This window comes from Methylobacterium sp. SyP6R, assembly GCF_019216885.1.
GTDB lineage: Bacteria > Pseudomonadota > Alphaproteobacteria > Rhizobiales > Beijerinckiaceae > Methylobacterium.
The window spans coordinates 371052-391974 of record NZ_JAAQRC020000001.1; the positions used below are offsets into that span (position 1 = coordinate 371052).

The 20923-nt window shown below is 69.5% G+C and carries 23 protein-coding genes; 11 read left to right on the forward strand and 12 right to left on the reverse strand.

Going from position 1 to position 20923, the window contains the following annotated elements; all coding sequences use genetic code 11:
• Positions 1-11: 11 nt before the first annotated feature.
• From bla to HBB12_RS01740, 3 genes are all read right to left on the reverse strand, one after another.
• Positions 12-905: a class A beta-lactamase gene (bla, locus tag HBB12_RS01730; protein WP_236987772.1), complete on the reverse strand. Its 894-nt coding sequence runs from the start codon at positions 903-905 to the stop codon at positions 12-14.
• A 160-nt stretch (positions 906-1065) separates the two neighbouring features.
• Positions 1066-1287 carry a hypothetical protein gene (locus HBB12_RS01735; RefSeq protein WP_236987773.1) on the reverse strand — a complete coding sequence of 74 codons (222 nt, stop codon included), beginning with the start codon at positions 1285-1287 and terminating at the stop codon, positions 1066-1068.
• Between the two features lie 4 nt (positions 1288-1291).
• Positions 1292-1477: a hypothetical protein gene (locus HBB12_RS01740; RefSeq protein WP_236987774.1), complete on the reverse strand. Its 186-nt coding sequence runs from the start codon at positions 1475-1477 to the stop codon at positions 1292-1294.
• Positions 1478-1688: 211 nt separating this feature from the next.
• Between HBB12_RS01740 and HBB12_RS01745 the strand changes: the two genes are divergently transcribed.
• Both HBB12_RS01745 and HBB12_RS01750 read left to right on the forward strand, forming a co-directional pair.
• Complete coding sequence (locus HBB12_RS01745) at positions 1689-2198, forward strand: ferritin-like domain-containing protein (protein WP_236987775.1); 510 nt, start codon at positions 1689-1691, stop codon at positions 2196-2198.
• 505 nt (positions 2199-2703) lie between these two features.
• A complete protein-coding gene (locus HBB12_RS01750; protein ID WP_236987776.1) occupies positions 2704-3945 on the forward strand; it encodes an IS110 family RNA-guided transposase in 1242 nt (413 codons plus the stop codon).
• A gap of 78 nt (positions 3946-4023) precedes the next feature.
• On the opposite strand, the gene HBB12_RS01755 is transcribed toward HBB12_RS01750, so the two are convergent.
• The 4 genes from HBB12_RS01755 to HBB12_RS01770 are packed head-to-tail and all read right to left on the reverse strand — an operon-like array spanning position 4024 to position 7393.
• Positions 4024-4737 (reverse strand): maleate cis-trans isomerase family protein, encoded by a 714-nt coding sequence (locus HBB12_RS01755; protein ID WP_236987777.1) that lies wholly within the window; start codon positions 4735-4737, stop codon positions 4024-4026.
• On the reverse strand, positions 4734-5504 hold the full coding sequence (locus HBB12_RS01760) for an ABC transporter ATP-binding protein (RefSeq protein WP_236987778.1): 771 nt from the start codon (positions 5502-5504) through the stop codon (positions 4734-4736). The genes HBB12_RS01755 and HBB12_RS01760 overlap by 4 nt, the downstream gene beginning before the upstream one ends.
• A gap of 31 nt (positions 5505-5535) precedes the next feature.
• A complete protein-coding gene (locus HBB12_RS01765) occupies positions 5536-6399 on the reverse strand; it encodes an ABC transporter permease (RefSeq protein ID WP_236987779.1) in 864 nt (287 codons plus the stop codon).
• Complete coding sequence (locus HBB12_RS01770; protein ID WP_236987780.1) at positions 6383-7393, reverse strand: ABC transporter substrate-binding protein; 1011 nt, start codon at positions 7391-7393, stop codon at positions 6383-6385. The genes HBB12_RS01765 and HBB12_RS01770 overlap by 17 nt, the downstream gene beginning before the upstream one ends.
• A gap of 250 nt (positions 7394-7643) precedes the next feature.
• Between HBB12_RS01770 and HBB12_RS01775 the strand changes: the two genes are divergently transcribed.
• Positions 7644-8363: a GntR family transcriptional regulator gene (locus HBB12_RS01775; RefSeq protein ID WP_236987781.1), complete on the forward strand. Its 720-nt coding sequence runs from the start codon at positions 7644-7646 to the stop codon at positions 8361-8363.
• Between the two features lie 62 nt (positions 8364-8425).
• Positions 8426-9166, forward strand: coding sequence for an aspartate/glutamate racemase family protein (locus tag HBB12_RS01780; RefSeq protein ID WP_236987782.1), 741 nt, complete (start codon positions 8426-8428; stop codon positions 9164-9166).
• A gap of 136 nt (positions 9167-9302) precedes the next feature.
• Here HBB12_RS01780 and HBB12_RS01785 read toward each other — a convergent pair whose 3' ends face one another.
• The 4 genes from HBB12_RS01785 to HBB12_RS01800 all read right to left on the reverse strand — a co-directional run bounded on the left by HBB12_RS01785 (position 9303) and on the right by HBB12_RS01800 (position 12999).
• Positions 9303-10001, reverse strand: a complete 699-nt coding sequence (locus HBB12_RS01785) for a carbonic anhydrase (protein WP_236987783.1) — start codon at positions 9999-10001, stop codon at positions 9303-9305.
• Positions 10002-10036: 35 nt separating this feature from the next.
• Positions 10037-10564 carry an NUDIX hydrolase gene (locus tag HBB12_RS01790; protein ID WP_442919214.1) on the reverse strand — a complete coding sequence of 176 codons (528 nt, stop codon included), beginning with the start codon at positions 10562-10564 and terminating at the stop codon, positions 10037-10039.
• Positions 10561-11292, reverse strand: coding sequence for a DUF429 domain-containing protein (locus HBB12_RS01795; protein ID WP_236987785.1), 732 nt, complete (start codon positions 11290-11292; stop codon positions 10561-10563). Before HBB12_RS01795 ends, HBB12_RS01790 begins: the two co-directional genes overlap by 4 nt.
• 441 nt (positions 11293-11733) lie before the next feature.
• The gene (locus HBB12_RS01800; RefSeq protein WP_236987786.1) at positions 11734-12999 is read right to left on the reverse strand and encodes a D-amino acid dehydrogenase; all 1266 of its coding nucleotides are present in this window, start codon (positions 12997-12999) and stop codon (positions 11734-11736) included.
• Between the two features lie 171 nt (positions 13000-13170).
• On the opposite strand from HBB12_RS01800, the gene HBB12_RS01805 reads away from it, so the two are divergent.
• Both HBB12_RS01805 and HBB12_RS01810 read left to right on the forward strand, forming a co-directional pair.
• Positions 13171-13620, forward strand: a complete 450-nt coding sequence (locus HBB12_RS01805) for an Lrp/AsnC family transcriptional regulator (RefSeq protein ID WP_236987787.1) — start codon at positions 13171-13173, stop codon at positions 13618-13620.
• Between the two features lie 285 nt (positions 13621-13905).
• The gene (locus HBB12_RS01810; RefSeq protein WP_236987788.1) at positions 13906-14307 is read left to right on the forward strand and encodes a helix-turn-helix domain-containing protein; all 402 of its coding nucleotides are present in this window, start codon (positions 13906-13908) and stop codon (positions 14305-14307) included.
• A 7-nt stretch (positions 14308-14314) separates the two neighbouring features.
• On the opposite strand, the gene HBB12_RS01815 is transcribed toward HBB12_RS01810, so the two are convergent.
• The gene (locus HBB12_RS01815) at positions 14315-15010 is read right to left on the reverse strand and encodes a GntR family transcriptional regulator (protein WP_236987789.1); all 696 of its coding nucleotides are present in this window, start codon (positions 15008-15010) and stop codon (positions 14315-14317) included.
• A gap of 174 nt (positions 15011-15184) precedes the next feature.
• Between HBB12_RS01815 and HBB12_RS01820 the strand changes: the two genes are divergently transcribed.
• The 5 genes from HBB12_RS01820 to HBB12_RS01840 all read left to right on the forward strand — a co-directional run bounded on the left by HBB12_RS01820 (position 15185) and on the right by HBB12_RS01840 (position 20895).
• Positions 15185-16210 (forward strand): ABC transporter substrate-binding protein, encoded by a 1026-nt coding sequence (locus HBB12_RS01820; RefSeq protein WP_236987790.1) that lies wholly within the window; start codon positions 15185-15187, stop codon positions 16208-16210.
• 16 nt (positions 16211-16226) lie between these two features.
• Positions 16227-16991 (forward strand): ABC transporter ATP-binding protein, encoded by a 765-nt coding sequence (locus tag HBB12_RS01825; protein WP_236987791.1) that lies wholly within the window; start codon positions 16227-16229, stop codon positions 16989-16991.
• Between the two features lie 70 nt (positions 16992-17061).
• The gene (locus tag HBB12_RS01830) at positions 17062-17913 is read left to right on the forward strand and encodes an ABC transporter permease (RefSeq protein WP_236992630.1); all 852 of its coding nucleotides are present in this window, start codon (positions 17062-17064) and stop codon (positions 17911-17913) included.
• Positions 17914-18196: 283 nt separating this feature from the next.
• Complete coding sequence (gene araD, locus HBB12_RS01835) at positions 18197-19993, forward strand: L-arabinonate dehydratase (RefSeq protein WP_236987792.1); 1797 nt, start codon at positions 18197-18199, stop codon at positions 19991-19993.
• Positions 19994-20130: 137 nt separating this feature from the next.
• Positions 20131-20895: an FkbM family methyltransferase gene (locus HBB12_RS01840; RefSeq protein WP_236987793.1), complete on the forward strand. Its 765-nt coding sequence runs from the start codon at positions 20131-20133 to the stop codon at positions 20893-20895.
• The last annotated feature ends 28 nt before the right edge of the window (positions 20896-20923 follow it).

Below are 20923 nucleotides of genomic sequence, written 5' to 3' on the forward strand. Positions count from 1 at the left end.
TTCGAGCGGGGTCAGGCGCCCGGGAAGCTCCGGGCGATCAGCCGGCCCACCTCGGCGTGCACGGCGTCACGCGCGGCGGGCTCGGCCGGCGATCCGGTGAGATACACCGCCGCCAGGATCGGCGCACCGTCCGGCCGGTGGATCAGCGCCACCACGTTGGCGGTGCCGTTCTCGCCGGTGCCGGTCTTGTCGGCCGTGCGCCACCCGTCCGGCAGGCCGGCGCGGACCCGCTTCAGGCCGGTCGGGCTCTCCTGCATCCAGCCGGTGAGCCGGGCGCGCGATTCCGCCGACAGGGCGTGGCCGAGGAGGACGTTGTCGAGGAGGCCGACCATCGCCGCCGGGCTCGTCGTGTCCCGCGGGTCGCCGGGAATCGCGGTGTTGAGGGTCGGCTCGGTGCGGTCGAGCCGGGTGACGGTGTCGCCATGGGCGCGGGCGAAGGCGGTGATGCCCGAAGGACCGCCCAGCGTGTCGAGCATCAGGTTGGCGGCGGTGTTGTCGCTCCACACCACGGCGGCGGCGCAGAGTTCGGCCAGCGTCATGCCGGTCTCGACGTGTTTCGACGTCACCGGGGCGTAGCTGAGGAGCGCTTCGCGGCCGTAGGCGATGCGCCGGTTCAGGTCGTCCTGGCCCTTGTCGGCCCGGGCCAGCACCGCGGCGGCGGCGATCGCCTTGAAGGTGCTGCACATCGGGAAGCGCTCGTCGGCCCGGTGGCCGAAGCGGCGGCCGGTGGCGGTGTCGCGGACCTCGACCCCGAGCATCCCGCCGTCGCGCCGCTCCAGCTGCGCGAGCTTGGCCGCCGCGTCCTCCGCGGCCTGCGCGCTCCGGGCGGTGCAGGCGGCGAGCGCCGCGCCGATCAGGGCGGCGCGACGGGTGAGGCCGGGCTGAAGAAGGGCGGGGTCGGACATGAGCAGGCTCCCTGCGCGGTTCGTCAGGGAGGTTCCTGTGAGACCTGACCTTGGCGATAACACGCTGGGGTCGTGGCCGGATCGGGGCGCCCGCCCCCTCGTTTCACGGGAAACATCCTTAACGGATGTCTCCCGGTGCCGGGGACGGACGCCGCCGGCCTCAATGCGAGCGCGGCGAGTGCCCCTTGCGATCGGGATCGTGCGTGTGGTGCCGGTCGTGCTCGCCGCCGCCGCCCGAGACGTGGGAGCGGCTGTCGCCGGTGGCGGCGCCCGGGTTCGGACCGCCCTTCGCCGTGGGGTCTGGCCGGTCGGGAGCCTGGTGGCTGCTGCCGGGGCCGCCATGATGGCGGTTGGCGGCGTCGGTCTTGTGCGAGGTGCTCATGCGCTCACCGATCCTGCTGATGGCCCTGGTGGGTGGTGTTCACCTTCGCGTTGCCGGCCTGGCCGATCTTGTCCGGATCCTTGGCCTGGCCCGCATCCTTCGTCCCGGTCGCGGTCGGGGCGCGCTCGGCGCTGCCGGGGCCCTTGTCCGAGCGGTTGGCCGGCGGCACGGGGGGCGGTGACGCGGTCATGGCGATCTCCCTCTGATCCGGCGGCGAAGGGTTCGAGGCCCCCGCCGAAGAGGGCGATCAACGCCCGCTGCCTGCCGGCGTTCCGCCTCGGACCGGCCCGCTCGGATACTTTGTCATAGTATGAGTATTCAAGGCGAACCGGCGATGGCGGAGGGCGTTGGCCCGGACACCACGACACCCACGCAGACCCCCCGACAGGAAGGATTCCCCGATGGCCGAGGACGTCCAATCGCTCTACGTGACCGCGCTGAAGAACACCCACGCGCTCGAATTGCAGGCGCTCCAGATCATGGAGCGCCAGGTCGAGCGGCTGAAGCGCTATCCCGACATGGAAGCGGCTCTACGCCGCCACATCACCGAGACGCACGGCCAGCGCGACCGGCTCGACGAAGCGCTGGCGGCGATGTCCGAGAGCCCCTCGGCCTTGAAGGAAGGCGTGCTCGGCTTCATGGGCAACATGGCGGCGCTCGCCCACACCCCGGCCCAGGACGAGATCCTGAAGAACGCCTTCGCCAACCGCGCCTTCGAGAATTACGAGGCGGCGGCCTACGACGCACTGATCACGCTGGCGGAAGCCGCCGGCGAGAGCGCCCGGCTGCCGGCCTTCGAGATGTCGCTGCGGGAAGAGCTGGCGATGGCCCAAAAGATGGCCGACCTCGTGCGGCCGACGACGCGGCGCTACCTCGAACTCACGGTCAGCGGCAGCAAGGCCGACCGCTGAGGCTCAGAGCCTGTTTACTGAGCGATCATAGTACTGACTTGTATCCTCCATCCCATCTGCGACCTCATCCTGAGGTGTCAGTCCATCGTTGATGGACTGACCTCGAAGGAGGGCTCCAGGAGTCGCAGCGATCTCTGGAGCCCTCCTTCGAGGCTCCTTTCATACGATTTCCGACTGATCGCTTCGCGATGCGGAAATCGGCTTCGCTCACGCGCCGCGCGGGCTGGTGATACGAAATCCGGAAGTGATCTTCCGGATTCCGTATCAGTTCGTCACCGGCTTCGCGGTCCCTTGCGGATGAAACATATGGCAGAGTGGACTTGCCGTCGGCGGAGAGATCGGTTCGTCTTTGGTGTGCCAGACCCCGCGTATCAGTTGGATCCGGGCTCCTCTTCAGTCCCCTCGCTTGCGTCACGGGCCGGTCCTCGGGCCAGCCCCGGAGCGCGTCATTTAGATTTGATCTCACGGGAGCCTGCGCCGGCGGCCTGACGGCAAGGAGATCGTGATGAAGGTCCTCTACCCCCGCTGCGCCGCCCTCGATGTTCACAAGGACACCGTCGTCGCAGCCATCCGTCTGGCCGAGAGCAGCGAGGTTCAGCGTGAGGTGCGTACGTTTGCCACCACCACGCCCGCTCTGCTCGACCTCTCCGCCTGGCTCGACGAGCACGCCTGCACCCATGTCGCCATGGAGGCGACCGGCATCTACTGGCGCCCGGTCTGGCAGGTCCTCGACGCCGACAGCCGCACCCTGATCCTGGCCAATGCCGCCCATGTCAAGAACGTGCCCGGCCGCAAGACCGACGTCGCCGACGCGGTCTGGCTCTCCGACCTGCTCGCCCACGGCCTGATCCGCGCCAGCTTCGTGCCCGAGGCTCAGACCCAGGCGATGCGCGACCTGCTGCGCACCCGCAAGCAACTGGTCCGCGAGCAGGCCAGCCACGTCCAGCGCATCCAGAAGACCCTCGAGGAGGCCAACCTCAAGCTCGCCTCGGTGCTCACCGACATCATGGGCCAGTCCGGTCGCGCCGTGCTCGACGCGCTGGTCAAGGGCGAGCGCGATCCGGCTGGGCTGCAGGCGCTGGTCAGCCCGCGGGTGAAGGCGGCGCCCGAGGCGATCCGGGCCGCGCTCACGGGCCGGATCGGGGATCACCACCGTTTCCTGCTCGGTGTGCATCTACGCCAGTACGACGGGTTGGGGCGAGCGATCGCGGAGATCGACGCGCAGGTGGAGCGCGACCTCGGCCCTTTCCGGGAAGCGGTGAAGCTGCTGGTGACGATCCCGGGCATCAGTGACCTCACCGCGCAGGTGATCCTCTCCGAGATCGGCCCCGACATGAGCCGCTTCCCGACCGCCGGCCATCTGATCTCCTGGGCCGGGCTGTGCCCGAGGAACGACGAGAGCGCGGGCAAGCGGCGCTCGACGCGGCTGCGCAAGGGCGCGCCCTGGCTCAAGACGGCCTTGGTGCAGGCCGCCTGGGCCGGAGTGCGCAAGAAGGCGAGCTACATCAGGGCGCAGTTCCAGCGCTTGCGCGGCCGGCGCGGCCCCAAGAAGGCGATCTGCGCGGTCGCCGCTTCGATGTTGACCGCGATCTATCACATGCTCAAGGCCGGCACGGCTTACGTCGATCCCGGGCCTGATCACGGCCGCAAGGCGGCCCCGACCATCCGCGCCAAGGCGCTCGTGCGGCAGATCGAGCGCCTTGGATTTGCGTGCGAAATCAAACCCGTAGAGCCAGTTTCTATTTAGTCTGCGATCTCCGATCGCCGGCACCTCAGGATGAGGTCGAGGATGGGATGAAGCGACCGATCACATGAAAACAGAGTGTCAGAGCCGGAACAGCCCGCCCCGGCCGGTGATCCGGCCGGGATCGGCGCCTGCCGCCCGCAAGGACGCCCACAGGGTGACGGCGATCGAGTCATAGACCGGGATGCCGAGTTCGGCTTCCAGGGTTTCGACCATCGCCGCCCCCGCCATGTTGGTGCAGACGATCGCTATCGCCTCGGCGCCTTCCGCCGCCACCGCCCGGGCCATCGCGGCCACCTGCGTTTCCGGAACCTCCGCGAAGGAGAAGTTGTCGGACAGCCCGCAATGCCGCTCGGCCGCGCAATCGAACCCGGCCGCCTCCCAATTCGCTTGGATCCTCGCCTGCACGTCGCCGGTATAGGGCGTGACGAGGCCGACCCGCCGGATGCCGGCCCGGGTGAAGGCCTCGCGAAATCCGAGCACGGCGGTCGCCGCCGGAATACCGGTGACTTGCGTGATCCGGGCACACAGGGCCTCGTCGCGGGCAAAGCCCAGCCAGGCCGCTGAAGTGCCGTTCCAGGCGATCGCATCGACCTTGGCGTCGGCGAGGAGGGAGGCCGCGTTCAGGATCGGCGCCTCGTCGAACTGCCCGAGCCCGGCCGCCGACAGGGTGATCTCGGTGACGCGAAAGCGCGCGAAATGCGCCGTGACGTCGGGCGTGTCGTGCAGCAGGTCCGCGGTCGCCGGTTCGAGCCGGGTGTTCGAGGACGGGGTCAGCATCCCGAGCCGGATCATGCCGCGGCCTTCCGGCTCGATTCCTCGCGGATCATCGCGAGCACCCGCCGCTTCATGTCGTTGAATTCCGGGCTCGTCACGTCCCGCGGCCGGGGTAGATCGAAGGGGATGAACTCGCGGATGCGGCCGGGGCGCCGGCTCATCACGGCGATGCGGTTACCGAGCACCAGGGCCTCGTCGACCGAGTGGGTGACGAAGACCACCGTGGCACCGACCCGCTGCCAGATCGTGACCAGTTCCTCCTGCATCTCGATCTTGGTCTGGGCATCGAGGGCCGCGAAAGGCTCGTCCATCAGGATCACCGCCGGGTTCATCAGGAGCGCCCGGGCGATGCCGACCCGCTGGCTCATGCCTCCCGACAGCTCCGCCGGATAATGCCGCTCGAAGCCGGTGAGCCCGACGAGGTCGATATAGGTCTTGGCCCGCGCGTGCCGCTCAGGTTTCGCCACGCCCTTCAGCTTGAGGTGGAAGGCGACGTTGTCGATCACCGTGAGCCAGGGCATCAGCGTCGGCTGCTGGAACACCACGCCGCGATCGGCGCCCGGCCGCTCGACCCGCCGTCCCGCGACGCGAACCTCGCCGGAGGTGGGCGCCTCGAAGCCCGCGATCATGTTGAGCAGGGTGGACTTGCCGCAGCCCGACGGCCCGAGCAGGCAGACGAACTCGCCCGCCTCGATCGTGGCCCGGGTGCGGTCCACCGCCACGAGGTCGCGCCCGTCGCGGTCGCGAAACACTTTCTGAACGTCGGCGAGGTCGATCGCACTCATGGAGATCTCCGTGAGGAAGGGGAGGGGCGGCTCACCGCCCCTGCACCGTCGTGCCCTTCTGCCAGTGCAGCACCGAGGCCATCAGCGCCTTGAGGCCGAGATCGGACAGGTAGCCGAGCAGCCCGATCGAGATCATCGCGGCGAGCACGATGTCGTAGCGCAGGAAGTAGTAGGAATCCCACAGGACGTAGCCGAGCCCGCTCTTCACCGCGACCATCTCGGCGGTCACCGTCAGCATCCAGGCCGAGCCGATGGCGATGCGCAATCCGGAGAAAATCGACGGCAGGGCGGCCGGCAGGACGATGTCGGTGAGGAGCTGGCTCTCGGAGGCGCCCATCATGGCGCCGGCCCGGATCAGGTTGCGGTCGACCCCGCGCACGCCGTGGATGGTGTTCATCAAGACGGGAAAGAACGCACCGAGGAAGACCAGGAAGATCGCCGGCTTGTCGGCGATGCCGAACCAGATGATGGCGAGCGGGATCCACGAGACCGGCGGGATCGGCCGCAGCATCTGCAGGGTCGGCTCGACGGTGCGCTCGACGAGCCGCCACCAGCCGATCGCGACGCCGATCAGAATCGCCGACAAAGCCGCGATGGCGTAGCCGGCCGCGACCCGGGTGAGGCTCGCCAGCGCATCCGGCACCCAATGGCCGGAATAGGTCTGGGTACTCTCGTCGAGGCCGAAGAGCCAGTCGCCCAGCGCGTGCAGAACGGCGGTGGGCGCCGGCAGGAGCGCCGCCGGGAGTGCGCCGGAGCGGGCGAACGCCTCCCAGCCGGCGACGAGGAGGAGCGGCAGGGCCGCCCGCTCGAAAAAGGCGACGAGGCGCCGGGGCAGCCGGCGGGCGGGGGCCGGGGCCGCGGGGGTGAGCGGCGCGGTCTCAGTAGCCGAGGCCATCGCGGGTCTTCTTGGTGGCGGCCTCCAGGAACGAGAAGTCCATGTGCGTCTCGACATCCGCCGAGACGTCGCGGCTGATGTATTTCAGGTCCCGCATCATCGCGGCGATCGCCTGGGTCTTGGCGCGGTGCATGCGGTAATCCGGCTCGGCGTTCTGGATCGCCGCGGCGGCGACCTCCTTCGACAGGCCGGTCTTCTGGTTGATCACGTCGATCCAGACGCCCTTGTCGGCCTTGAGCGTCTCGACCAGGGCCACGTCGGCATCGACCACCGCCTGCACGCCGGCGCGGTTCTTGGCGATCACGTCGGAGCGGGTGACGATCAGGTTGGTCAGGTTGCCGGCCGCCTGGTCGTAGGGCAGCACGAAATGCGTGGCGGCCCCCGCCATGCGGATCTGCGAGGCGAAGGGCTCGACAGAGCAGACCATGTCGATCTCGCCCCGCTGCATCGCCGCGAGGTGGTCGGACGGGTTCGGGATGTTGACGAACTGCACGTCCTTGTTCGGGTTGATGCCCTGCTTGAGGAAGGCGCCGCGCATGTGGATGTCCTGCGCGTTGCCGCGGGAGGCCGCCACCTTGAGCGGGGTGCCCGCCACCTTCGCCTTCTCCACCGCCGCCTTGAACCCGGCCCAGTCGTCGGCCTTCAGGTTCAGCGCCTTGGCGGAAAGGCATTCCGAGCCGCCATTCACCTCGCCGGCCACCGCCACGATGTCGAAGCCTTTGTCGAGAGCGGTGACGTAGTGGAGATAGGTGACCTGCGCCACGTCGAGGCTTTTCGCGATCAAGGCCGTCAGCACGTCGTTGCCGGAATTGAAGCCGGTGGCGTCGATCGTCGCGCCTTTGGCGAACCCCGGCAGCAGGGCGACCGGCAGGCAATGGGCGCATTTGGCGTAACCCACCTTCACCGGCGCGTCCTGGGCGGAGGCCGGCGAGAGGGGCCCGGGCGAGAAGGACCAGATGGCGGCGGCCAGCAGGGGGCCGAGATGGCGGCGCATGGTCGATGACCTCGCTAGAGGGGCGCCGGACTCGGTCCGGGCGCTGCGGCGGCGTCTTGTGAGCGGGCGACGGGCAACCGCCGCAGAGCCAGGGTGTGACGGGCTCGGGCGCGGTGCAATTCATTTTTCGTGCTCTGCATGCAATTAATGCCAAATGCCGAGGCAGGCAGCAGAAATGCCTGGAATTGATGCGCCCGCTGCCGGTCGGAGCGGCTATGGTCCACGCCGGACGACAATGGAGAGGACAGGCATGGACCCGGTCCGGCGCCCCCGCGGGCGCCCGCGAAAACCCGTGCTGCTGGAGCCCGCCGCCCTCGGGCCGCGCCGCGGCCTGCACGACCAGGCGGTGGAGCGCCTGCGCGGGCTGATCGTTGCGGGCACGCTGCCGGCCGGCAGCGCGCTGGTCGAGACCGAGCTGTCGGCGGCTTTGGGCATTTCGCGCACGCCTTTGCGCGAGGCGCTGAAGCTGCTCGCCGTCGAAGGGCTGGTGGAGCTGCGCCCCAACCGCTCACCCCGGGTGGCGGAACTGCGCGCGGAGGCCGTGACCGAGCTGTTCGAGGCCATCGCCGCCATCGAGCGGGCGGCGGCGGAACTGGCGGCGCTGCGCATCACGCCCGCCGATCTGGAGCGGCTGCGCCGGCTGCAATCCGAGATGGAGGCGCATCACGCCGCCGGGGCGCTCGCTCCCTATTTCGCCCTCAACCAGCGGATCCACGCCCTGATCGTGGCTTGCGCCCGCAACGGTCCCTTGCGGGAGGCGCACGAGGTCCTGCATGCGAGGGCCGAGATCGCCCGCCGCCGCGCCCTCGACAGCCGGGCGCGCTGGGACGAATCGGTCGCGGAGCACCGGGCGATCCTGGCCGCCCTCGCGGCCGGCGACGCCGCGGGCGCGGGCCGGCTGCTCGCCGACCATGTCGGCCATACCGGCACGGCCCTGCTCGCCGGCCTCGCCCGGTCCGATGCCGCCTGATCCTTGTCTGCCCGATCCTTGGCGGCCTGATCCTTGGCGGCCTGATCTTTGAGAGAATCCCGATGCGCCTGCTGCTCCTCAACCCCAATACCAGCCGCGACGTGACCGAGCTGATGCGCGCCACCGGCACTGCCGCCGCCGCTCCCGGCACCGAGATCCTCACCGCGACGGCGCCCCGGGGCGTGCCCTACATCGCGACCCGGGCCGAGGCGCAGATCGGCGGCGCCATCGCCCTCGAGATGCTGGCCGAGGCGCCGCCGGTCGATGCCGCGATCATCGCGGCCTTCGGCGATCCGGGCCTGTTCGGTGCCCGCGAATTGTTCGATTTTCCCGTGATCGGCCTCGCCGAGGCGGCGATGCTGTCGGCCTGCCTGCTCGGCCGCCGCTTCGGCCTCGTCACCTTCGCCCGGGCCCTGGTGCCCTGGTACGAGGAAACCGTCGCCGCCCACGGCTTGAGCCGGCGCTGCGCCGGGGTACGGGCGCTGGAGGGGCGCTTTTCCACGCTCTCCGGCCTCCAGGAGGAGAAGGAGGCGCAACTGATCGATCTCGCCCACGCGGCGGTCGAGGAGGACGGCGCCGACGTTCTGATCTTCGCCGGCGCGCCCCTGTCGGGCCTCGGCGCCCGGGTGCGCGACCGTCTGCCGGTGCCGGTGGTCGATCAGGTGGTGGCAGCGGTCAAGCTCGCCGAGGCCGTGGTGGCGCAGGCGCCCCGCAAGGCCACGGCCGGCACCTTCCGCCGGCCGGACGCGAAGCCGAGCACCGGGTTGGCGCCGGCTCTGGCGGCGCGGATCGGGCATGGCTGACGAGAGGGGTGGATGCGTGCCCCGATCACGCGTCCCACGGCCGGACAAGGCGCAGGATCCCCTCTCGGGCGATCCCGGGCTTGCCCGGGACCGCCGCGACGCAGGGTGAGGGGAATGGTCGAGGCGAAGGGCGATCTCAGCCGCCGCTGCCCGCCTCGTCCTGGCAGCGGATCAGCTTGGTCGCCCCCGCCGCCCGGTCGGGCTCGGCGAGGCGGAACTCGCCGGTCTCCGGGTCGCGGATGCGCAACTGCCCGGTGGCGATGCCGAAATGCGCGCCGTGGAGCTGGAGCTTGCCCCGCTCGACCAGAATCTTCACGCAAGGGAAGGTCATCAGGTTGCGCAGGCTGTTCGTCACCGTGGCGAATTCGAGCTGCTCGAGGTAGTCGGGCCCCCGCTGCTCGTCGCCGAGCGCTTCCGCCGCCGGGCGGATCAGCGAGACCCAGCGGCCGATGAAGTCGCCGGGCGAGAGCGGCGCGGCGTCGTCCGCGTAGGCGCGCACGCCGCCGCAGCGGGCATGCCCCAGCACCACGATGTGCTTCACCTTGAGCGCCTGCACGGCGAATTCGAGCGCCGCCGAGGTGCCGTGATACTCGCCGCCGGTCTCGTAGGGCGGGACCAGGTTGGCGACGTTGCGCACCACGAACAACTCGCCCGGCCGCGCGTCGAAGATCACCTCCGGCGAGACCCGGCTGTCGCAGCAGCTGATGATCAAAATCTCGGGGCTCTGCCCCTCGGCGAGGCTGGCATAGCGGTCCTGCTCGCGCACGAACCGGTCGTCGAGGAAGGCGCGGTAGCCCTCCGTGAGCGATTGCGGGAAGGGGGTCGCGTCGGCCATGGTTTCGCGCTCCTCAGGAAGATTCCGAGACAGGATTACGCTGCGCCCGGGCCCCAGGACAACGTCACGACCTCCGGGATCGTCTCGCCGGCCACGAGCCTTTTGGCCAGGGCGGCGAGCCCTTGCGGCTCGACGCGCTCGACGGTTGCGGCGAGCTCGTCGAGCGGCCACCAGCGGGTGCCGTAAACGGGATTGTCCTCGGTCTCGGCGAGCCGGCTGGTATCGACCTTATCGTCGGGCAGCCGCACGACGAAGTAGCGCTCGCGGGCGAAGCGCGACTTGTTGAACAGCGTGAACGGCCCGTCGCAGCGCGCGACCTGAGGGCCGAGGGGGACGTCCTTCACGCCGATTTCCTCTTCCAGTTCGCGCCGGCAGGCTTCTTCCGGCGTCTCGCCGGGCTCCATCCCGCCGCCGGGCATGAACCAGAAGGTCCGGTCCCCCGGCCGGCCCGGGTCGACGTCGCGCGAGGCCTCGTAGGCGATCAAGAGGAGGCGGCCGGCCGGGTCGAGCACCAGGGCGCGGGCGATGTCGCGGGTGGGCAGATCGGTCATGGGATCGGTCATCCGTGGGCCTCGCCGAGGGGAAGCGTCCAGATCGCGGCCGGCAGGCCGTGGGCGTCGCGCTCCGGCGGATCGGGATAGGGCACGCCGCGCCCCTTGGCGATGGCCCGCGCCACGGCCAAGGCCGCCAGGGCGTCGAGGAGGTCGTCGGGCTTGGCGCCGCGCGGCGGAACGAGGTCGGCGGGCAGGCCTGCTCGGATGAGGAGGCCGCGCCGCAGGGCCGCGCCCGCGGGCTTGCGCTTCGGCTCGGGCAGGGGCGTGCCGCCGTTGAGGCTCTGGAAGGCAAGTTCCGGATGCACCTCGTAGACCCGCGCCTGAAGCTCGGGCCGGGCGCGCAGGAGGGCGTCCGCCTCGCGGATGCGCGGGAAGATGGCGTTGGCGGGCGGGGAGGGGGCGAAGGGCTGGGTCTCGGGCCGGCGCGACAGGGCGATGGCCGCGGTATAGTCCGGCGCGTAGACGACGCTGCGCGCCGAGGTCGGGAAGACCGAGGCGCGCCGCGGCCCCAGCAGCGCCCGCACCAGCACCTCGGCCGTGCGGCCGCCGGGGCCGACGCGATCGGGCAGGCCTACGGGGATGTCGACCGCCACGATCATCGGAGCTTCCGGGGCGTCGCAGATCGCCTCGAGGCTCGGCAGGACCCGGATGCGGATTTGTTCGGACCCGCCGTCGCTCGGCCCCAAGACCGCGACCCAGCCGCCCGGGCACCCGTCCACCCCTGCGACCCATGGCATGCGCCGATTCCCCTGCTCGGGGCGGGATCTAGGGCGGGGAGGGCGGTTGTCGCGAAGCGCGTCTTTGCCGGGATCGTTCTTCCAACCCGCGACCTCATCCCGAGGTGCGAACGGAGTGAGCCTCGAAGGAGGGCCCCAGACATCACTGAGACTTCCGGAGCCCTCCTTCGAGGTCAGCCGATTTTCAGTCGGCTAACACCTCAGGATGAGGTTCCGGGTTGGAGAGGACGACTTGCCGTCGTGGGATGCGTTCAGGTCGAGGTCGCGGCAGTGATACGGATCCCGGGCTCCGCTTCGCGGCCCCGGGACGACCCGGAGGGTATCAGTCGTTCACCAGCTTCGCGGTCCCTGGCGAATGAAACAGTTTCGCGATCCAGGGTGGCAAATGCCACCCTGGATCGCGAGTTTCTATTCAGGAACCGTGGAGGAGAGTGAAGTGCGTCACGCCGCCTTGGCGTAGCGCGACTCGGCCAGATCCCGATGGTCGATCTCCGGCGCCCGGCCGCCGATCAGATCGGCAAGCAGGCGGCCCGAGCCGCAGGCCATGGTCCAGCCGAGCGTGCCGTGGCCGGTATTGGTGTAGAGGTTGTCGTAGGCCGTGGCGCCGACGATCGGGGTGCCGTCCGGGGTCATCGGGCGCAGGCCCGTCCAGAACTTCGCCTGCGAGACGTCGCCGCCCGCCGGGAAGAGGTCGAGGACCGAGCGCTCCAGGGTCGCCCGGCGCGGGCCGCGCAAGGCCTGGCTGAAGCCGGCGAGTTCCGCCGTGCCGCCGACCCGGATGCGGTCGCCGAGCCGGGTGATCGCCACCTTGAAGGTCTCGTCCATCACGGTCGAGACCGGGGCGGCGTCCGCGTCGGTGACCGGCAGGGTCAGGGAATAGCCCTTCACCGGATAGACCGGAATCTCGATGCCGAGCGGCTTCAGCATCATCGGGGTGTAGCTGCCCATGGCGGCGACATAGGCGTCCGCCGTCAGCACCTCGCCGCCGGCCAGGCCCACGCCGGCGATCCGGCCGCCCTCCTGGCGGAGCGAGGTGATCGTCGCGCCGTAGCGGATGGTGACGCCCATGCTCTCGCAGATCGCGGCGAGGCGCTGGGTGAAGAGATGCGCGTCGCCGGTCTCGTCGCCCGGCAGGCGCAGGCCCCCGACGAAGCTGCCGGCGACCCGGGCCAGCGCCGGCTCGGCGGCGATGCAGCCCGCCGGGTCGAGCACCTCGTAGGGCACGCCGTACTCGTCGAGCACGCCGGTATCGTCGCCGACATGGTCGAGCTGCTTCTGGGTGCGGAAGAGCTGGAGCGTGCCCTTCTCGCGGTGATCGTAGGTGATGCCGGTCTCGGTGCGCAGGTCGCGCAGCACGTCGCGGCTATACTCGGCGAGCCGCACCATCCGGCCCTTGTTGCGGCGATAGGCATCCTCGGTGCAGTTCGCCAGCATCTTCGCGAGCCAGCCGTAGAGCTTGGGCTCCAGGCTCGGCCACAGCACCAGCGGGCGGTGACGCATCATCAGCCACTTCATCGCCTTGACCGGGATGCCCGGGGCGGCCCAGGGCGCCGAGTAGCCGGGCGAGACCTGGCCGGCATTGGCGAAGCTGGTCTCGAGGCCGGCGCCCGGCTGGCGATCGAGCACCGTGACCTGGTGGCCGGCCTTCGCGAGGTAATAGGCCGAGGTGACGCCGACCACGCCGCCGCCGAGGATCAGAACGCGCATCGCGAAAAATTCCTTGAGTTGCGCCCTGCTCGTCCATGCCCGACCCGGCGCCCGGTCGATGCCCCTACTGTCGCGCAAGGATCGCCGAATGTCCCGCCGGATCGTCGCAGGCTCTGCGAGACCATGCTACGATACGCAACGATCTGCGGCGAAACGACAGGAAATTGCGCCATGGCGGGACGGGACGAGATCGACGCGCGCATCCTGCGCGTCCTGCGCGACGACGGGCGCATCAGCAACGCCGATCTCGCCGCCCGGGTCGGCCTGTCGCCCTCGGCCTGCCTGCGCCGCCTGCGGCTCTTGGAATCGAACGGCACCATCCGGGGCTACACCGCCCTGATCGAGGCCGACGAGCGCGAGCATCACATGGTGGTGCTGACCCAGATCACCCTGGAGCGGCAGACCGAGGAATCGCTCAACCGCTTCGAGGCCGCGGTGCGCCGCTGCCCGGAGGTGCGCGACTGCTACCTGATGACCGGCCTGTCCGATTACTTGATGCGGATCGAGGTGGCGGATGCCGGCGATTACGAGCGCCTGCACAAGGAGGTCTTGTCGCGCCTGCCGGGGGTGGCGCGGATCCAGTCGAGCTTCGCGATCCGGACGGTGGTGGGGCGGGGGTAGGACGGATTAATCGTCGTCAGACAAAGGGAATGACACTCTCTGCGTCATTCCGGGGCCGCGCAGCGGAGCCCGGAATCCAGAACCGCTTATTGTTCAGGATCAGGCGAAGAGCGTTCCGTTTCGTTCTGCACCACCTGCGCGTCTGGATTCCGGGCTCTCGCCTTCGGCGAGCCGCGGAATGACCCAGAGTGTGGGAGTGTGGTATTTGGCAATTTCCAAGGAGATGCTCGCATCACTTGTGTCGTTGATGCTCCCTTTGGGGGATGGACAGGCAGGTTACAGATATTGAGGCGCACGATGGTCACTCATCGTGTCGAGATCGTAACGCGGCAAGTTCCGCTGCATCCGATCGCCGATGATGCCCAGTACGAGGTAGCCGTCGCCGCCACGAACGGCCTCATCGACGCCGGTGCGGGTGACGAAGAGCATTCCCTGGCCCCGCTCCTCGGTCTCCTCGGCGAGTTCATCGCCGCCTACGAGGAGAGGACCTACCCCCGGCCCGACGCACCGCCGGCCGAGGTGCTGCGCCTGCTGATGGAGCAGCACGGGCTCAAGCAGGGCGATCTGCCCGAGATCGGCAGCCAGGGCGTCGTCTCGGAAATCCTGAGCGGCAAGCGCGAGTCGAACAAAAACCAGATCGCGCACCTGTCGGAGCGATTCGGCGTCAGTCCCGCGACGTTCTTCTGAGCGCGCCTCAGGCGAAATACGTCGGCCACCGCGCCCGGATCTCGTCGCCGAGCGCGATCGACTTCGACAGGTGATCGCGAAGAGCCTCCTGCGCCATCTCGGGCGCGCCCTCGGCGAGTGCCGCCACGATCCGCCGGTGATCGGCCACGATCTGTTGCGCCTTGCCCTCGACCGGCAGGTGCAGCCGGCGCAGGCGGTCGATATGGCCGCTGCGGCGGCGGATCAGGTCCCACAGGTCGGGGACGACGGCGGCCTCGCATAACGCCCGGTGAAAGGCTTCGTCGCTGGCCGAGAGCCGGGCGAAATCACCCTCGTCGGCGAAGATCGCCTGCTCGGCCACGAAGGCCTGGAGGCGGGTGAGCAGTGCCCGGTCGGGCGCCTGCGCAAGGGTGCGGACCACCTCCTGCTCGACGGCGCGGCGCAGGAACTGCGCCTGGCGGGCGGCCGCGAGGTCGATGCGGCTCACCACCGTCGACGATTGCGGGAAGATGTCGACCAGCCCCTCTTCCTGGAGCCGCAGCAGCGCGTCGCGGATCGGGGTGGCGCTCAGGCCGAAGCTCGCCTGGAGTTCCGGGCGCGACAGCACTGTGCCGGGCGCGAGATCGAGCGAGACGATCTTTTCCCGGATGAGATCGAAGACCTGCGGAGCGGCGTGACGCGAGCGGTCGCGGAGACGCTGCGCACCGGCGAAGACGGCGTTCATGACGGTCGCACTCTGGAGACGACGCGGGCCGCCGGAGCGGGCCCGGCCACAAGCCTAGCACGGGCTCGCTCGGGTTGACATACTAATGCATTACCATTTTAGTGAGGAGGCCAGACCGGTGCATCGACAACAAGCCGGCATGCGCCGCCCCCTCGCGGCCTCGGGAGAACGCTCATGATCCACTCGCCCGCGCGCCGCGCCTTCGCGGCGGGCCTTCTCGCTGCCGGTGCATGCTTGTCCGGGGCGGTCCCGGCCCTGGCGCAGCAGAAGAGCGAGATCGCGATCACCCGCCAGCCCGGCATCATCTACCTGCCGACCCACATCATCGAGAAGCAGGGGCTGATCGAGAAGCACGCCGAGCGGCTGGGCGTGCCCGGTATCAAGACGAAGTGGCTCACCTTCACCGGCGGCGGCAGCCAGACCGACGCGCTGCTCGCCGGCAACGTCGACATCGTCAATACCGGCACCGGCAACCTGCTGCTGCTCTGGGACCGCACGCGGGGCGGCGTGAAGGGCATCGTCGCCACCTCGGCGCTGCCGCTGCTGCTCGTCAGCCGCGACCCGAAGATCAGGACGATCAAGGACATCGCCGCCGGCGACAAGATCGCGGTGCCGACCGTGAAGGTCTCGACGCAGGCGATCCTCCTGCAGATGGCGGCGGGCGAGGCTTACGGCGCCGACCAGTCCGGCCGGCTCGACGCCAACACGGTACAGCTCGGCCATCCGGACGCGGCGATCGCGCTCGCCAACCCGACCCACGAGATCAAGACCCATTTCGCGGCACCCCCCTTCCAGTACGTCGAATTGCGCAATGTCCCGGGCGCCCACATCGTCGCCCGCTCGCCCGACATCATCGGTGGGCCGCTGACGCAAGGCCAGTTCTTCACCACCACGAAGTTCGCCGACGCCAACCCGAAGATCGTCCAGGCCGTGCGCGCGGCCTCGGAAGAGGCTCAAAATCTCATTCGCCAGGACACGCGCCAAGCGGTCGAGATCTACCGCGAGGTGACCGGCGACAAGACCAGCGTCGAGGATCTGCTGGGCTATCTGCGTGAGCCCGGCATGATGGAGTTCAACCTCCAGCCGCAAGGGACGATGCGCTTCGCCGAGCATCTTGCGCGGATCGGCACCCTGCGGACCAAGCCGAAGGCCTGGACCGACTATTACCTGCCGGTCGCCCACGACCTCAGCGGCAGCTGACGGGAGGACACGCCCTATGAGTACCCTCCTCGACGTCCGCGGGGTCACGCTCCGCTACAAGACCCCCAACGTGCTGGTCACCGCGACCGAGCGCGTCAGCTTCCAGGTCGATACCTCCGACCGCTTCGTGCTGCTCGGGCCGTCCGGCTGCGGCAAGTCCACCCTGCTCAAGGCGGTGGGCGGCTACCTGCATCCGAGCGAGGGCGAGATCCGCATCAAGGACCGGGTGGTCAAGGAGCCCGGCGCCGACCGGATGATGGTGTTCCAGGAATTCGACCAGCTCCTGCCCTGGAAGTCGGTGCTCGAGAACGTCACCTTCCCGCTCCTCAACGCGCGCAAGATGTCCCGCCGCGAGGCGGAGGAGCGGGCGCGGGCCTATATCGAGAAGGTCGGCCTGACGCGGGCGATCGACAGCTACCCCCACACCCTCTCGGGCGGCATGAAGCAGCGCGTGGCGATCGCCCGCGGCATGGCGATGGAGCCCGACATCCTGCTGATGGACGAGCCGTTCGCGGCGCTCGACGCGCTCACCCGGCGCACCTGCCAGGACGAGCTCCTGCAGCTCTGGGAGGAGACGAAGTTCACGGTGCTCTTCGTCACCCACTCGATCGCCGAGGCGATCAAGATCGGCAACCGCATCCTCCTGCTCTCGCCCCATCCGGGTCGGGTCAAGGCCGAGGTGCTCGATGTCGACAAGGTCTCGGCCCAGGACGGCAGCGCCGGCCAGCTCGAGCAGCAGATCCACGACCTGCTGTTTTCCGACGAACCCGGCCACCATTGAGCGATCGTCGAGGAATCAAGCCATGAGCACCACGACGAGCACCACGACGAGCACCACGACGCGCCCCGCCATGCCGGCCCGCATCATCATGAGCGAGGCGGCGCCCGCCGCCGACGGCGCGGTCGAGCGCCAGCTCGGCACCGCCGAGATCCTGTGGAACTCGGGCTTCGTCCGCAAGACCGTGATCATCGTCGTGCTGGCGCTGGTCTGGGAGATCTATGCCCGGATCCTCGACAACCCGCTCCTGTTCCCGACCTTCTCCGACACCGTCACGACGCTCTACGACCAGACGATCGACGGCACGATCCCGAGCCGGGCCTTCGCGTCGATCAAGGTGCTGCTGATGGGCTACGTCGCCGGCATCCTGCTCGCCGCGACGCTGACCATGCTGGCGATCTCGACCCGCATCGGCACCGACTTTCTCGAGACGATGACGGCGATGTTCAATCCCCTGCCGGCCATCGCGCTCCTGCCCCTGGCGCTGATCTGGTTCGGCCTCGGCAACGGCAGCCTGGTCTTTGTGCTGGTCCATTCGGTGCTGTGGGCGGTGGCGCTCAACACCCATTCGGGCTTCCGCGGCGTGTCGAACACGCTCAGGATGGTCGGGCGCAATTACGGCCTCAAGGGGCTCCCTTATGTCACCAAGATCCTGATCCCGGCGGCGTTCCCGAGCATCCTCACCGGCCTCAAGATCGGCTGGGCCTTCGCCTGGCGCACGCTCATCGCCGCCGAACTCGTCTTCGGCGTGTCGTCGGGGGCCGGGGGCTTGGGCTGGTTCATCTTCGAGAACCGCAACCTCCTCGACATCCCGGCGGTGTTCGCGGGACTGCTCACCGTGATCATCATCGGCCTCGTGGTCGAGAACCTGATCTTCCGCACGCTGGAGCGGCGGACGGTGCAGAAATGGGGCTTGCAGCACTGACGCCCCAACCCTCCCCCCACAGAACTCGGGCTTGCCCGAGTCCTGCATCCACTTGCCCAAGTCGGGCAAGCCCGACTTGGAATGGGGGAGGGTGGCCTACGGAGTAGGCCGGGAGAGGGGCAGCGCGACGCTGATCCAGACGGCGCCCGTCACCACGGTCGCGACCTCTCCGGAAGCGGCGTCCCCTCTCCCGGCCCGCTTCGCGGGCCACCCTCCCCCGCAGAGGGGGGAGGGGATGGGCGTCGCGATTCATCGAACGACACAAACTGGAGCCTGGAAAAAAATGGCCCGCGACCCGCTCCCCCCGCCCGACCTCGAACCCGGCACCATCCCGGACGGCCCGCAAGGGCAGCGCCGCGACCCCGCCTCCTTGCGCTCCGCCCGCTGGTTCGGCCCGGCCGACCTGCGCTCCTTCGGGCACCGCTCCCGCGCGATGCAGATGGGCTACGCCCCCGAGGAATGGACCGGCAAACCGGTCATCGCGATCCTCAACACCTGGTCCGACCTCCAGCCCTGCCACGCCCACTTCAAGCACCGCGTCGACGACGTGAAGCGCGGGATCCTGATGGCGGGGGGCTTTCCCGTCGAACTCCCGGCGATCTCGGTCTCCGAGAGCTTCGTCAAGCCGACCACCATGCTCTACCGCAACATGCTGGCGATGGAGACCGAGGAGCTCTTGCGCTCCCACCCCGTCGACGGCGCGGTGCTGATGGGCGGCTGCGACAAGTCCACGCCGGGCCTGCTTCTCGGCGCCACCAGCATGAACCTGCCGGCGATCTACATCCCGGCGGGGCCGATGCTGCGCGGCAACTGGCAGGGCAAGGTGCTGGGTTCGGGCTCCGACAGCTGGAAGTACTGGGACGAATTGCGCGCCGGCAAGATCACCGACCAGGACTGGCTCGGGATCGAGGGCGGCATCGCCCGCTCCTACGGCACCTGCATGACCATGGGCACCGCCTCGACCATGACGGCGATCGCGGAAGCCGTCGGCATGGTGCTGCCCGGCGGCTCATCGATCCCGGCGGCCGATGCCGGGCATATCCGGCTGTGCTCGGAATCCGGGCGGCGCATCGTCGACATGGTGTGGGAGGACCTGACCCCGCAGCGGATCCAGACCCGGGAGGCCTACGAGAACGCCATCGCGGTCGCGATGGCGATGGGCTGCTCGACCAACGCCATCATCCACCTGATCGCCATGGCGCGCCGGGCCGGCCACGCCATCGGCCTCGACGATTTCGAGCGCTACAGCCGCATCGTCCCGGTGATCGGCAACGTCCGCCCGAGCGGCAACACCTACCTGATGGAGGATTTCTTCTACGCCGGCGGCATCCGGGCGCTGATGAACGAGATCCGCGAGCACCTGCATCTCGACTGCCTGACGGTGAGCGGCCGGACCCTCGGCGAGACGATCGAGGGGGCGGGTGTCCACAATGCCGACGTGATCCGGCCGCTGTCGAACCCGGTCTACGGCCAGGGCTCGCTCGCGGTGCTGAAGGGCAACCTCGCGCCGAGCGGCTGCGTCATCAAGCCGGCGGCGATGGACCAGCGCTTCCTCAAGCATTCCGGCCCGGCCCTCGTCTTCGACGATTACCCGTCGTTGAAGGCGGCGATCGACGACGAGACTCTCGACGTGACCGCCGATCACGTGCTGGTCCTGCGCAATGCCGGGCCGCAGGGCGGGCCGGGCATGCCCGAATGGGGCATGCTGCCGATGCCGAAGAAGCTGCTCAAGGAGGGGCACCGCGACATGCTGCGCCTGTCGGATGCGCGGATGAGCGGCACCAGCTACGGCGCCTGCGTGCTCCACGTCGCGCCGGAATCCTTCATCGGCGGGCCGCTGGCATTGCTGCGCACCGGCGACATCGTCAGCATCGACGTCGAGGCCAGGGCGATCCGCATGGAGGTCTCGGACGAGGAACTGGCGCAGCGCCGCGCCGCCTGGACCCCGCCGGCCCCGCGCTACGAGCGCGGCTACGGCGTGATGTTCTCGCGCCACATCCAGCAGGCCGACGAGGGCTGCGATTTCGACTTCCTGCGCACCGAGTACGGCGCCCCGGTGCCCGAGCCGGCGATCTACTGACGCTCTGTTCGGACGAAGTCTTCCGGACAGAGCGTCACAAGCCCGCGCGGCGCTTGAGCGAAGTCGAAATCCGCATCGCGAAGCGATCAATCGGATTTCATATGATAGGGCTCCGGGCGAGAACCCGGAGCACCCCCATGATCCGCCCGAGCATGACCCGCCCGAAGGGAACCGCCGCCGCGACCGGCCGCTCGCTGCGGCTCTATCGCGGCGGGGCTGCGCCCCACGCCGCCATGGACGCGCTCTATGCCCGCTTCGCGCGGCCGGGCGACCTGGTGTTCGATGTCGGCGCCCATGTCGGGGATCGCGTCGCGGCCTTCCGGCGCCTGGGCGCCCGGGTCGTCGCGCTGGAGCCGCAGCCCGGGCCGATGCGAGCCCTGCGCCTGCTCCACGGCCGCGACGCGAGCGTGATCCTGGTCGCGGCGGCGGTCGGCGATGAAGCGGGCGAGGTCGTGTTCCATCTCAACTCGGCCAACCCGACCGTGTCCTCGGTCTCGGCGGAGTTCGTCGCCGGGGCTGCGGGCGCGCCGGGCTGGGAGGGGCAGGTCTGGGACCGGACGATCACGGTGCCGGCCACGACCCTCGACCGGCTGGTGGCGGAGCACGGGCGCCCGGCCTTCGTGAAGATCGACGTCGAGGGGTTCGAGGACCGGGTGCTGGCGGGCCTGTCGGTGCCGCTCCCCGCCCTGTCCTTCGAGTTCACCACCATCGCCCGGGACGTGGCGCTCCGCTGCCTCGACCGGCTGGCCTCGCTCGGCGCCTACGGATTCGATGTCGCGCTCGGCGAGAGCCAGGCGTTGAGCTTCGGCCATCCTGTCGGCCGCGACGCGATGGCGGCGCATCTGATGGCGCTGCCGCAGGCGGCGAATTCCGGGGATGTCTACGCCCTGCTCCAGCCTTGAGCGGCCGCACCGGTCCTGCCGTTGAGGA